The organism is Streptomyces sp. NRRL B-24572, assembly GCF_002156145.1.
GTDB lineage: Bacteria > Actinomycetota > Actinomycetes > Streptomycetales > Streptomycetaceae > Streptomyces > Streptomyces vietnamensis.
Genome location: NZ_MWIG01000635.1, coordinates 1 through 12,468 on the forward strand (window position 1 = coordinate 1; position 12,468 = coordinate 12,468).

Sequence of the window (12,468 nt, forward strand, 5' to 3'; positions counted from 1 at the left end):
CCTTGAGCGCCATCCTCTTCTGGTGGGCGAAGGCGACGAGTTCGCCCTCCTCGCCGTCCGGGCCGACGGTGTGCACCAGATAGCGGTTGGCCATGAGCGTCACCTTCTGGCGTACGAGAAAGCGGTGCTGCGACTGCGCGAGGCCCATCGGTCGTGCTCCTGCCCGGTCGTGGACGGTCCCTGGAAGACCGCCCCCTGAGGTCGTGGGCACGATGATCCACTGCCGAGGGGCCCCGCCGCTGTCCTCGAAAGTCGTCGTCTCCGACGACCTTCGGATGAGATCGACGGCCTCAGGCGCCGAGGAAGGCCTCGATGGCCTCGGCGAGGGCCTCCGGGGTCTCCTCGGGGGCGTAGTGGCCGGCGTCCTTGAGGACTTCGAGGCGTGCGTTGGGGTACCAGCGCAGCCAGGTGGCCTCCATCGCCTCGCTGCCGAGCGCGGGGTCGTGGGCGCCGACGACGAGCAGGACGGGGGTGGGGTTGTCGCGGACCCGCTCGTGGAAGTCGGTGCGGGACCAGGAGTCCAGGTAGGCGCGGAAGGCCGTCGCGGAGGACCGGGTGACGGACCGGTCGACGAGTGCGCTCAGCCAGGTGTCGTCGTAGCGGCCGCCGGTGGTGTTGTCGATGATCGCGCGCCGGTTGGCCGGTTCGTCGGCGGCTCCGGCGAAGAGCTCCCAGGTCTCCCCGTCGAGCGGGAAGCCGGCGGCGGAGACCGGCGAGACGCCGATGATCGAACGGATCCGCTCCGGGGCGTCGAGGAGCATCAGCTGAGCCGCCTTGCCGCCCATCGAGTGGCCGATGACGGAGAAGGAGTCCCAGCCGAGGTCGTCGGCGACCGCGAGGGCGTCGGCCGCGACCTCCTCCATCGTGTAGGCGCCCGCGTGGTCGAGGGCCTCGCCGTAGCCCCGGCAGTCGACGAAGGCGTACGTGCCGACGGCGCCGTCCAGGTGGGTGCGCAGCGGGGCGAAGCTGGTGCGGTCGCCGAACCAGTTGTGCAGTACGAGGGCCCTCCCGGGGCCTTCGCCGTGTACGTCGTACGGAAGAACCTGGCCCGTCATCGTGCCCCCTGCTCGCGAGGTCGTGCCGCCGCGCGCCGATGGCGGCGGTCGACGACCGAGTGTGACGGCACGGACGCGTGGGGTCAACACCGTCGCCCGGGGCGCGCGGGAGCGTGTCGGGTCCGGAATCCGTCCCGTACCGGGGCCGGGATGCGGGTGCTTTCGCCTCGGGCGCATGCTGGCTGTGTGACCTCGCACGGCGCGTCCGGCCCCGGCCCGGCGGGCGGCACCGGGCATACGTCCGGGAACGGAGCCGACGACGGGCCCGCTTCCGGCGCGCTGACGTGGGCCCTCGCGGAGGCCGCGCTGACGACGGTGGAGGAGGTCGGCGGTTACGCGGGCGGGGTGTACCTGCGGTCCGGGACCCCGGGGCTGCTGCGGCTCGCGGTCCTGGTGGGGCTGCCGGGGTCGTTGTTCCGTCCGTGGTGGCGGATGCACGTGAACCGGCCGTTCCCCGTCGCGGAGGCCCACCGATCCGGGCAGTCCGTCCACCTGCCCGACGTCGAGGAGGCCATGCGGCGGTTCCCCCAGCTGGTCGCGAGCCTGCCGTTCCCGTTCGCCTCGTTGTACGCGCCGGTGACCGCCGGCCGTGAGCGCTTCGGCGTTCTCGTGGCACTGCGGGCGCCGAGCCCGGGGGTGCCGGTGGACGCCCGGGACCGGAGCCGGATGACGCGGGGCGCGCTCCGCCTCGGCGAAACCCTGGCCGACCTGGCCCGGCAGGGGACGGAGGTCGAGTGGCCCGGCGACCCGGTGTGCGTGCAGCTGCCCACCGGTTCGGGACCACCGGTCCGGTTCGGCTCCTTCGCCTGGGACCTGGACACGGGCATGGTCACGCTGGACGACGGACTCCTCGCCGTCCTCGGGACGGGAGCCGTCTCGCCCTGTTCGATCGAGGTGCTGACGTCCCTCCTCGATCCCGAGGACGGGTACGCGCTGTGGGCGGCGGCCCGGCAGGCCACGGGGACGGACGGGCGGCCGTCGGTCCGCAGGATCCGGCTGAAGGGCCCGGACGGCGGCCTGCACCTGCTCGAGGTGTCCGCGCGGGCACGACGGACCGCGCCGGGGACGGGGCCTCCTGGCGGCGGGCGGCTCGAAGGCACGCTCGTGGACCTCGGTACGGGTCTGGTCGGTTCGGACGCCACGGACCGGCTGCCGCGGGCGATCCTGGCGATCGACCGGCTCGGCCGCGTCACGTACGTCAACGAGCGCACCGAGCAGCTCCTGGGCCGGCCGCGCGGGGCGCTGGCGGGCCGGCCGCTGTGGGAGGCGCTGCCCTGGTTCGGTCACCCCTTCCACGAGGAGCAGCTGCGCGCCTCCCTGCTCTCCGGCGAACCGATGCGCTTCCTGGCCCGTCCGGAACGGGGACGGTGGCTGTCGGTCTCGCTCCATCCGGGTCGGGACGGGGTGACGATGGTGCTGGTCCCGGAGGAGAATCCGGCCCGGCACGCGCCGGACACCTCGCACACCCGCAGGACGGACGACGTCCTGTCCGCGCCCGGCGACCGGGCGGCGGCCCTGTACCGGCCGGTGGCCCTGGCGATCGCGCTCTCCGAGGCGGTGACGGCACGCCAGGTGTCGGCGGTGGTGACGGAGGAGCTGCTGCCGGCGTTCGGCGGACGACAGCTGGCGATCTACCTGCTGAGCGACCGGCGCCTCTACCTGGCCTGGGAGACGGGCTTCCCGCCGGGATTCCTCGAACCCTTCGACGGGGTGGCCCTGGACACCCGGATGCCGGGCGTGGAGACCCTGACGACCGGCAGGCCGCTCTTCTTCGAGTCCATGGAGCAGCTGAGCCGGGCGTATCCCGACCTCCCGATGGACGCGCACTCGGGCGCGCGGGCCTTCCTCCCCCTGATCGCCTCGGGCCGGCCGGTGGGCTCCTGCATCCTCGGCTTCGACAAGCCGCGCGGCTTCAGCCCGGAGGAGCGGACGGTCCTCACGGCGCTCGCGGGGCTGATCGCCCAGGCCCTGGAGCGGGCGCAGCGGTACGACACGGAGTCGGCGGTCGCGCGGGGGCTGCAGGACGCGCTGCTCCCGCACCGGCTGCCGGTGCGGGACGGGGTGGACACGGTGGGCCGCTACCTGCCGGGCACGCAGGGGATGGACGTGGGCGGCGACTGGTACGACGTGATCGAGACGGATCAGGGGCGGCTCGCCCTGGTGATCGGTGACGTGCAGGGGCACGGCGTGGCGGCCGCGGCCACCATGGGGCAGCTGCGCAGCGCCGTCCGGGCGTTCGCGCTGGGGGGCCACCGCCCGCAGGACGTGATGCGGGGCACCAACCGGCTCCTGATCGACCTGGACCCGGGGCAGTTCGCGAGCTGCTGCTACGTCCTGCTCGACCCGGAGACGGGTGAGGCGCGGGCGGTGCGGGCCGGGCATCCGCAGCCGCTGCTGCGGCTGCCGGACGGAACGACGCAGCCGATCGACCTGGCGGGTGGGATGGTCCTGGGGGTCGACGCCCGGGCCTCGTACCCGGTGACGCGGCTGCGGCTGGCGCCCGGGGCCGTCCTCGCGCTGTTCACGGACGGCCTGGTGGAGCAGCCGGGCCGCGACATCGACGAGGGGATCGAGCGGCTGAGCCGCGCCTTCGCCGCGACCGGTTCGCTGCCGCTCGCGGAGGCGGCCGACCGGCTGATCCGGGAGGCCCGGGCGGCCACGTCCCGGCCGGACGACATCGCGTTGCTGCTCGCGGCACGGTGGGCGGAGGACGACTGAGCCTTCCCGGCCCGTCACCCGGTCGGGCGCCTGGCGCTGGTCGGGGGTCGTGGGCGCGGGGAGGCTGGGTGGTGCCGTGCCGATCAGGCGGCCGGACGAGCCAGGGCGGCAGCCCGAGGAGGACACGTGCAGAAGGACAAGCAGCCCGAGTACGGCCCCGTGGTGTTCCGTGACCGCTCGGCGGGGTACGCGTTCCTGACCCGGTCCACCGCGACCAGCGACCGGACCATCGAGTGGGACGACGGCAACACGTACCCCGTGATCGACGTCGAGATCTCCTCCGAGAGCCACCCGTTCTACACGGGCACGGCGCGGACCGTGGACTCCGAGGGCCGGATCGCCAAGTTCCAGCGGCGCTTCGGCGAGGAGGAGTGACCCCCGGGAGAGTCGACTCCTGAAACTGGCCAGGAGATGGCCGGTTTCCCTTCCAGGATGAGGTCACGAAGAGGGCGGGGCGCTCGCGCTGCGCCATGGACTCCCTGGAGGGGAACAGCTGTGATCGTGGTGACCGGAGCGACCGGAAACGTTGGACGTCCGCTGGTGGAGCTGCTGGCCGCGGCCGGCGAGGAGGTCACGGCGGTGAGCCGCCGTCCGGCCGAGGGCCTGCCCGCCGGTGTGACGCACCGGCAGGGCGACCTGGCCGATGTCGACGGCCTCAAGGGGCTGTTCGAGGGTGCCGAGGCCGTGTATCTGCTCGTCGCGGGGCTCGGGGACGAGCTGCGTCCGCGCGAGATCGTGGCGGCGGCGGTGGCCTGCGGGGTGCGGCGGATCGTGTTCCAGTCCTCGCAGTTGGTGGGGACGCGGACCGATTCGGTGTCGCACGAGATCCTGCGCGCGTTCGAGACGGCGGTACGGGAGTCCGGCGTCGAGTGGACGGTGCTGCGGCCCGGCGGCTTCGCGTCCAACGCCTTCCTCTGGGCCGAGCCGGTGCGTTCCGCCCGTACCGTCATGGCGCCGTTCGCCGATGTGGCGCTGCCGGTGGTGGATCCGGCGGACATCGCCGAGGTCGCGGCAGCCGCGCTGCGCGAGCCGGCGCACGCCGGGCGGACGTACGTCCTGACCGGCCCGATCGCGGTCTCGCCGCGCGAACAGGTGCGGGCGCTCGCCGGCGCGCTGGGTGTTCCGGTGGAGTTCGTGCCGCAGAGTGCGAGCGAGGCCCGGGCGCAGCTCGTGCGGTTCCTGCCGGAGGAGGCCGTCGACGGGATGCTGTCGGTGATGGGCGAACCCCGCGCGGACGAGCAGCGGGTGAGCCCCGACGTGGAGCGGGTGCTCGGGCGGGCGCCTCGGCCCTTCTCGGCATGGGCGGAGCGGAACGCGCTCGCCTTCGCCTGACGTACCGGGGGCGGGGACGCTCGTCCGTGGGACCGCGTTCCCGCCCCGGCCGGGTGGGCGAGCGAGGGCGCGGGGCCCTCACTCAGATCGCGAAGGCGATCAGGCCTTCACGATGCCGGACTCGGCGACCTTGATGGCGGCCTTGGTGGCGCCGGAGGCCGAGCCGAGGGACTCGATCTTCTTGACCAGGTCCTGGCCCTCGACGACCTCGCCGAAGACGACGTGCTTGCCGTCGAGCCAGTCGGTGACGACCGTGGTGATGAAGAACTGCGAGCCGTTGGTGTTCTTGCCCGCGTTCGCCATCGAGAGCAGGAACGGGCGGTCGTGCTTCAGCTTGAAGTTCTCGTCGTCGAACTTCTCGCCCCAGATGCTCTTGCCGCCGGTGCCGTTGCCGCGGGTGAAGTCGCCGCCCTGCAGCATGAAGTTCGGGATGACGCGGTGGAACGGGGAACCGGCGTAGCCGAAGCCCTTCTCGCCGGTCGCGAGCGTGCGGAAGTTCTCGGCCGTCTTCGGGACGACGTCGTCGAACAGCTTGAAGGTGATGCGGCCCGCGGGCTCGTTGTTGATGGTGATGTCGAAGTAAACGTTCTCGTTGCTCATGGGGACATCCTGTCATTAGTCACACACGGCGCGCGCACGGGCCGCCTCCTACCGGGTCACGGCATGCCGGTGCCCCGCGTTCCGCTCGGAACGCGGGGCACCGGTCGCCACCTGGGACACGGGGTCAGAGCAGCCCGCCGCCCTGCTGGTTCTGGAGGGCGCCCTCGGCGCCCTGGACGGTCTCGTGGAGGACGTTCGCGGTCTGGTCCTCCTGGAGGAGGCCGGTGGCGCCGCCGAGGGGGTTCTCGGTGGCGCTCGCCTGCGGCGGCGGGGTGACGAGGGCGGTGACGACGCCTGCGGCGAGGGAGGCGATGGCGAGCATGCTGCGCTTCTTCATGCCCTGGTCAACTACTGAGGGGCCGTCGGGTTACGGTCGGGCTCGGATCCGACCTCGGCCGCCTTCGGACCCAGGCGAGCAGCAGCAGCGACGCGACCGCCGCGAGCGCGCACCAGGTGGAGACGAACTCGGTGCGCCACAGGAGGGCGCAGACGGCCGCTCCGGCGCCGGTGACGAGCCCGAGGATCCGCAGGAGCCGGTCGCGGGCGAGGAGCAGGGCTCCGACGGTGGCGAGCAGGTATCCGGCGAGGACCAGTGGCGCGTACGGCAGGTCGACGGTGTAGCCGAGGGTGTGGCCGCGGATCTCGGCCGAGACGGGGCGGGTGGCGAGCCGGTACGCGAGGACCGAGGCGGTCGCGAGGCCGGCGGCGAGCGGCACGAGGAGGCGCGACCGGTCGGCGGCGGACGGCACGAGCAGACGCGACCGGGTGGCGGCGAGCGGCACGAGCAGGCGCGGCCCGGCGACGGCGAGCGGCACTGACCGGCGCGGCCGGGCGGCGGCCAGGACGCCGAGCGGCACCCAGAGGGGCAGCAGGGGGAGGGCGATCACGGCCCAGGCGAGGGTGGCGGGCCCGGTGCCGCCGCCCGCGTGCCAGACGGCGGCCTCCACGAGCTGGTGGGCGCCGAGGAGCAGGGGCAGGGCGGCGAGCGGCGCGTCCCCGGGGCGGCGTACGGAGGCGAGGGAGACCACGCCGACGGCGCCGATCCCCAGGCCCGCCCAGAGGTCGGCGGTCGCGCTCCAGCACATGAGGAACTTTTACCCCATATCCCTTATATCGGGTGGAACCGTATGGTTGTGGTGGTTGTCTCTGTCAGTGACACCACTGTCCCCGGAACAGTAGAAATTGGGGGACGTCATGCATCACCGCCACACCCTCGCGGCCGCTGCCGCGGGAATCCTGCTGACCGCCGGGATCGGCGCCACGATCCCGGCAGGCGCGGCCGACGCTCCGGCCCTGAGCGCCTCGACCCCGGCCACGGCCCTGGTCGTCAACGCCCGCTGGGGCGGCCACACCACCTTCGACCGGCTCGTGATCGACGTCCGGGGGAAGATGCCCCCGGTCACCGTCCATCAGGTCCGTTCGCTGCGCTACGACGGATCGGGGAACAGGGTCCCGCTGCCGGGCAGGTTCTTCCTGGAGATCAAGCTCTCCCCCGCCGCCGCCCACGACGACGCCGGCCGGTCCGTCTATCACGGCCCCCGGCTCGTGAAGATCAATCTGCCCGCGCTCAAGGGGGTCGCGCTGACCGGCGACTTCGAGGGCGTGGTCACCATCGGAGCCGCCTTCGACCACAAGCCCGCGTTCAAGACCTTCCAGCTGCACTCGCCGGAGCGGTTCGTCGTCGACATCGCCCACCACCCCGTGGGCTGCCGGGGCTGACCGCCCATGGTCGGGGCCCGTCCCGGCGGACGGGCCCCGCACTCACGCTCAGGTGGCCCCGGTCTCCACGTACACGGTCGACCCGGTCTTCCGCGCCCGGTCGATCTCGACGAGGCGGGCGAACTCGCGCGGGTGCATCTCCCGTTCCCACTCGTCCAGGGTGCGCAGGCGGTACTCGCTGTGCTCCTCCGGATCGAGGACGACGGCGGCGATCTGCTCGTCCGTCAGCTCGCCGCCGTCGAAGATGAAGCCGATGTGGTTGGCCGGCCAGTCCTCGCCCCGGTCCGTGACGAAGTGGGCGGCGAGGAGGCGCGGCTCACCGGTGAAGACGAGCCCGGTCTCCTCCCGGCACTCGCGCACGGCGGTCTCCCAGGGGGTCTCCCCCGGGTCCATGTTGCCGCCGGGCCACTGCCACTGCCGGGTCTGGTAGGTGGCCCGGAGCTGGAAGGGGCGGCCGGCTGTGTCGGTGAAGTAGAGGCAGGCGTACGCCGTCGCTCTCGGCAGCGTGTCGACGTACTCGGCGGGCGGCAGCCAGGTGTTCGCCATGGGCGGCTCTCTCTCGACGGACCGAATGGGTCTCCTCCATCCAAGCGGTCCGGGGCGGCCCGGCCGGCGGCTCGCGAGTGGATCACCGGATCGTGTGAGCGCACCCGGACGTCAGGCCTTCGGAACCGTCAGGCCGTCGGAACCGTCAGTCGGCGGAGACCAGACCCGCCTCGTACGCGATGATCACGAGCTGCACGCGGTCGCGGGCGTCCAGTTTGGCGAGCAGCCGGGTGACGTAGGTCTTCGCGGTGGCGATGCTGATGTGGAGTTCGCCGGCGATCTCGGTGTTGGACAGGCCGCGCCCGACGAGGGTGAGGACCTCGCGCTCGCGGTCGGTGATCCCCTCGACGCGGCGGGGTGGTGCGGCGGGCGCGCTCCTGGGGCGGTCGGTGAACTCCTTGATGAGGCGCCGGGTGACGCTGGGCGCGATGAGGGCGTCGCCGGAGGCGACGACGCGGACGGCGGCCAGGATGTCGTCCAGGGCCATGTCCTTGACGAGAAATCCGGACGCGCCCGCGTGGAGCGCCGCGTACACGTGGTCGTCGTCGTCGAAGGTGGTGAGGACGACGACGCGGGCGCCGGTGGGGCCCTCGGTGATGATCCGGGTGGCCTCGATGCCGTCCGTGCCGGGCATCCGCAGGTCCATGACGGCGACGTCGGCGCCGGTCTCCTCGACGAGACGGACGGCCTCGGCGCCGTTCGCGGCCTCGCCGACCACGACGAGGTCCGTCGTGTCGGTGATGACCATCCGGAGCGCGGTGCGCACCAGGGGCTGGTCGTCGGCGAGGACGACGCGGACGGGCTGCTCGGCGGTGGTCCGGCTCATCGGGGGGTGACTCCTGTGGGCAGGGGAAGGCGGGCGGTGACGCGGAAGCCGCCGCCGGGGCGGGGTCCCGCGCTGAACTCTCCGTGCAGCACGGCGACGCGCTCCCGCATCCCGGTCAGGCCGTACCCGGAGCCGGGTCCGGGGCTCACGCGCGCGTGGCCGGGGACGGGGCCGCGGTCCTCGACGGTGACGGCGAGGGTCCCGGGGTCGCGCTGGTCCACGGTGACCGTGCAGGAGTCGGCGCCCGAGTGCCGTACGACGTTGGTGACGGACTCCTGGACGATACGGAAGGCGGAGAGGTCGAGGTCCGGGGGCAGCGGGCACGGGGCTCCGACCCTGCGGACGACGACCCGGACGCCGGCGTTCCCGGTGAGTTCGGCGAGCCGGTCGAGGGCGGCGAGGCCGGGCATCTCGGGAAGGCCTCGGGGTTCGGCCGGACGGCCGGTCGCGACCGCGTCCGCGGAGGCGGTCGCCGAACCCGGGGCACCGGTCGCGGCGGGGGTACGCGTCACGTCCTCCGCGACCACCACAGCGGCGTCGTCCTGCTCCGTCGTACGCAGGGCACCGACCATCCGCCGCAAGCCCGCGAGGGTCTCGCGGCTCGCCGTCTCGATCTCGGCGAGGGCCTGGCGGGCCGCCTCGGGCTGGGTCGCGATGACGCGCCGGGCGGCACCGGCCTGGAGGGCGACGATGCCGATGCTGTGGGCGACCGTGTCGTGCATCTCGCGGGCGATCCGGAGGCGTTCGGTGGTGACGGCCTGCTCGGTGGCCTGGGCGCGGCTCCGTTCCGCGTACTCCCGGGCCTGTCCTTCCGAGCGGCCGAGGAGCCAGGCCACGAGCGCGGTGAGGGCGACCGCGAGGGTGCCCGTGGTGCCTGCGCTCCAGCCGGCGAGCAGACGGACTGCCAGATAGACAACGAGCAGGCCGAGGGCGAGCAGGAGCGCCCGCCAGGCCTCGCGGCGGGGGCGGCCGACGGCGATGGCGTAGAGGGCGACGTCGACCGCGAGGTACTGGGCGAAGGGGATGGCGTCGACGCCGAGGGGGGTGGAGGCGATGACCGTGGCGACGAGGAGGTGGTTGAGGGCGGCGGTCGGACGCCGGGCCAGGAGGGCGCTGCCGCGCAGGGTGAGAAGCGTGCCGACGGTCAGCAGGAGGAGGCCGTCCCAGCGCAGGAAGACGACGCCGGGGAAGACGTCCGGCCCTTCCTGGCCGGGCAGGCGGATCCGGAGGAGGGCGGTGAAGGCCATGCCCGCGCCCCAGGCGACGGCGGCCCACCCGCCGGGTGTGACCCTCTTGTAGAACGGTGCTGACGGGGTGGCGGACATGCGGTGATCGTAGAGGGCGGTCCCCGGCGCGGACATCGGACCGGGGGTGTACGACCTGGGGTGACAGGACCCCCGGGCGATTGTCCGTGCTGGTCCGATGCCCGGCGCGGGGCCCGGGCGGCACGGTGGTTCCCATGATCGAAGTCAGGGAACTCACCAAGCGCTACGGCGCCACGACCGCCGTCGACGCGCTCACCTTCACCGTCCGGCCGGGCCGGGTCACCGGCTTCCTCGGCCCCAACGGCTCGGGCAAGAGCACCACCTTGCGGATGATCCTGGGGCTGCACGCGCCGACGAGCGGTTCGGTGACGGTCGACGGCCGGCCGTTCGCGGACCGGCCGCGCGGGCTGCGGCACGTCGGCGCGCTCCTCGACGCCGGGGACGTGCACGGCGGCAGGACCGCGCGAGCGCATCTGGCGGTCCTGGCGCGCAGCAACCGCATCCCGCTCTCCCGCGTCGACGAGGTCCTGGAGGAGGTCGGCCTGGCCGGGGCGGCCGGGCGCCGGATCGGCGGGTACTCGCTGGGCATGCGGCAGCGGCTCGGCATCGCCGGCGCGCTGCTCGGCGATCCGCCGGTGCTGCTGTTCGACGAGCCGTTGAACGGCCTCGACCCGGAGGGCGTGAAGTGGGTCCGTGGCCTGTTCCGGCGGCTGGCCGCGGAGGGCCGCACGGTCTTCGTGTCGAGTCATCTGATGACGGAGATGGAGCACACGGCGGACGAGCTGGTCGTCATCGGGCGGGGCGCACTGATCGCGGCGGAGAGCCTGACGGAGTTCGCCGCGCGGGGCAGGCGCCTGAGCGTGATGGTCGGTACGCCGGACCGGGCGGGCCTGACGGCGCTGCTGCTCGGGGAAGGGGCGGAGGTCGAGGAGGAGGCGGGTCTGCTGACGGTGACCGGTCTCCCGGCGGCCCGCATCGGCGAACTGGCCCTGGAGCACCGGGTGCTGCTCGACCAGCTGACCACCCGTACGGCCTCCCTGGAGGAGGCGTTCATGGAACTGACCGCCGACAGCGTCGAGTACCTGGCAGGAGACGCCCGATGACGACCCTCGATCTTCCCGTGACCGCCGTGCCCTCCGTGACGGAGCCCCGTGCCCGTTTCCGTGACCTGGTGGGGTCGGAGTGGCTGAAGCTGTGGTCGCTGCGCTCGACGGGCTGGTCGCTGCTGCTCGGCACCCTCGCCGTGGTCGCCTTCAACGTCGGCACCGCCTGGGACCACTACCGCTACTGGTTCCAGTACGACGCGGCGAGCCGGGCCGAGTTCGAGGCGAACGGCATGGCGCTGCGGGACGCCTTCACGTACAACTCGGTGCTGGTCCTGATCCTCGCCTCGGCCGCCATGGGGGCGGTCGCGGTGGTCGGCGAGTACAGCAGCGGACTGATCCGTACGACGTTCACGGCGGTTCCGGCGCGGGGCTCGCTCATGGCGGCGAAGGTCCTCGTCGTGGCGGTGGTACAGGTCCTGTTCGGGGCGGTGGTCGCGTTCGGGTCGTTCTGGGCGACGCAGGCGGTGCTGTCGGCCCGGGGCGCCGGGCTGGCGCTCACCCACCCGGGGGCGCTGGGGGTCGTCGTGGCCGCCGCCCTGCTCGCGCCGGTGTGCGCGGTGGTCGGGATGGCGGTCGGCGCGCTGCTGCGGAAGAGCGCGGCCTCGATCGTCGGCACGTTCGTCCTGCTCCTGCTGCTGCCCGCGGTGCTCACGGACCGGCGTCACCTGAGCGCGGTGCTCGCCCACGCGACCCCGCTGCACGCCTGGCAGCGGCTCGCGGACGCGGGACCGCCCGCCGAGGAGTTGTTCCCCTGGTCGGCGGGCGGTGCGTGGCTGGTGTACGCGCTGTGGCCCCTTGCCGGGGCGGTGGTGACGGTGCTCGCGGTGCGGGGCCGGGACCAGTAGCGGCCGGACGCCGGGACCGGCGGCGGTCACAGGAGGCGCCGCAGCCTGCGGCGGACGAGGTGTTCGTGGACGAGGCGCCCGGCGAGGGCGCCTCCGTACACGACGAAGCCGACGCCGACGAGCCAGGACTGGAGGACGAGGACGGTGCCGAACTGGCCGTACGTCACGGCGTTCGAGGCGATCAGCGGGGAGAAGACGAGCTGCGAGAAGATCCGCAGCCCGAGGAGGCCGAGCGCGGTGAGGACGGCGCCGAGGGCGACGACGGTGGTGACGCCCGCCGGGGCGTTGTCGGGTGCCGGAAAGGCGACGAAGAGCAGCAGGGAGGCGACGAGGACGGCGAGCCAGACGACGTGCCGCCACATGGTGTGCCAGCGGGCGGTGGGGAGGTCCCAGACCCGCTCGTACCCGGTCTGTACGGCCGATCCGAAGGTGACGCCGAAGGCGGCGAGGGCGGCG

The 12,468-nt window shown here is 73.4% G+C and carries 13 protein-coding genes and 1 pseudogene; 6 read left to right on the plus strand and 8 right to left on the minus strand.

The window, feature by feature from the left end; all coding sequences use genetic code 11:
* Positions 1-290 precede the first annotated feature (290 nt).
* Positions 291-1,055, minus strand: a complete 765-nt coding sequence (locus tag CCN56_RS32160; RefSeq protein ID WP_086831413.1) for an alpha/beta fold hydrolase — start codon at positions 1,053-1,055, stop codon at positions 291-293.
* A 186-nt stretch (positions 1,056-1,241) separates the two neighbouring features.
* Between CCN56_RS32160 and CCN56_RS32165 the strand changes: the two genes are divergently transcribed.
* The 3 genes from CCN56_RS32165 (at position 1,242) to CCN56_RS32175 (ending at position 5,105) form a co-directional block, all read left to right on the plus strand.
* On the plus strand, positions 1,242-3,773 hold the full coding sequence (locus CCN56_RS32165; protein WP_256962297.1) for a SpoIIE family protein phosphatase: 2,532 nt from the start codon (positions 1,242-1,244) through the stop codon (positions 3,771-3,773).
* A gap of 126 nt (positions 3,774-3,899) precedes the next feature.
* Entirely contained in the window at positions 3,900-4,148 is a 249-nt protein-coding gene (locus tag CCN56_RS32170; protein WP_041133175.1) for a type B 50S ribosomal protein L31, read from the plus strand.
* A gap of 120 nt (positions 4,149-4,268) precedes the next feature.
* Positions 4,269-5,105, plus strand: a complete 837-nt coding sequence (locus CCN56_RS32175; protein ID WP_086831415.1) for an NAD(P)H-binding protein — start codon at positions 4,269-4,271, stop codon at positions 5,103-5,105.
* Positions 5,106-5,204: 99 nt separating this feature from the next.
* Here CCN56_RS32175 and CCN56_RS32180 read toward each other — a convergent pair whose 3' ends face one another.
* From CCN56_RS32180 to CCN56_RS32190, 3 genes are all read right to left on the minus strand, one after another.
* Complete coding sequence (locus tag CCN56_RS32180; RefSeq protein WP_086831416.1) at positions 5,205-5,705, minus strand: peptidylprolyl isomerase; 501 nt, start codon at positions 5,703-5,705, stop codon at positions 5,205-5,207.
* A gap of 124 nt (positions 5,706-5,829) precedes the next feature.
* Positions 5,830-6,042 carry a hypothetical protein gene (locus tag CCN56_RS32185; RefSeq protein WP_256962298.1) on the minus strand — a complete coding sequence of 71 codons (213 nt, stop codon included), beginning with the start codon at positions 6,040-6,042 and terminating at the stop codon, positions 5,830-5,832.
* A 7-nt stretch (positions 6,043-6,049) separates the two neighbouring features.
* Positions 6,050-6,790, minus strand: a complete 741-nt coding sequence (locus CCN56_RS32190; RefSeq protein ID WP_086831417.1) for a DUF6629 family protein — start codon at positions 6,788-6,790, stop codon at positions 6,050-6,052.
* Between the two features lie 109 nt (positions 6,791-6,899).
* Between CCN56_RS32190 and CCN56_RS32195 the strand changes: the two genes are divergently transcribed.
* Positions 6,900-7,424 (plus strand): hypothetical protein, encoded by a 525-nt coding sequence (locus CCN56_RS32195; protein WP_086831418.1) that lies wholly within the window; start codon positions 6,900-6,902, stop codon positions 7,422-7,424.
* Between the two features lie 48 nt (positions 7,425-7,472).
* On the opposite strand, the gene CCN56_RS32200 is transcribed toward CCN56_RS32195, so the two are convergent.
* From CCN56_RS32200 to CCN56_RS32210, 3 genes are all read right to left on the minus strand, one after another.
* Entirely contained in the window at positions 7,473-7,970 is a 498-nt protein-coding gene (locus CCN56_RS32200) for an NUDIX domain-containing protein (protein ID WP_086831419.1), read from the minus strand.
* 145 nt (positions 7,971-8,115) lie between these two features.
* Positions 8,116-8,796, minus strand: coding sequence for a response regulator transcription factor (locus CCN56_RS32205; protein WP_086831420.1), 681 nt, complete (start codon positions 8,794-8,796; stop codon positions 8,116-8,118).
* On the minus strand, positions 8,793-10,121 hold the full coding sequence (locus CCN56_RS32210) for a sensor histidine kinase (RefSeq protein ID WP_256962299.1): 1,329 nt from the start codon (positions 10,119-10,121) through the stop codon (positions 8,793-8,795). The genes CCN56_RS32205 and CCN56_RS32210 overlap by 4 nt, the downstream gene beginning before the upstream one ends.
* Positions 10,122-10,255: 134 nt before the next feature.
* Between CCN56_RS32210 and CCN56_RS32215 the strand changes: the two genes are divergently transcribed.
* Together CCN56_RS32215 and CCN56_RS32220 are read left to right on the plus strand one after the other, a co-directional pair.
* A complete protein-coding gene (locus CCN56_RS32215) occupies positions 10,256-11,164 on the plus strand; it encodes an ABC transporter ATP-binding protein (RefSeq protein ID WP_086831422.1) in 909 nt (302 codons plus the stop codon).
* Positions 11,161-12,012: an ABC transporter permease subunit gene (locus tag CCN56_RS32220; RefSeq protein ID WP_086831423.1), complete on the plus strand. Its 852-nt coding sequence runs from the start codon at positions 11,161-11,163 to the stop codon at positions 12,010-12,012. The genes CCN56_RS32215 and CCN56_RS32220 overlap by 4 nt, the downstream gene beginning before the upstream one ends.
* 26 nt (positions 12,013-12,038) lie before the next feature.
* Here CCN56_RS32220 and CCN56_RS32225 read toward each other — a convergent pair.
* Positions 12,039-12,468: pseudogene (locus CCN56_RS32225) on the minus strand (ribonuclease BN); the annotation flags it as partial.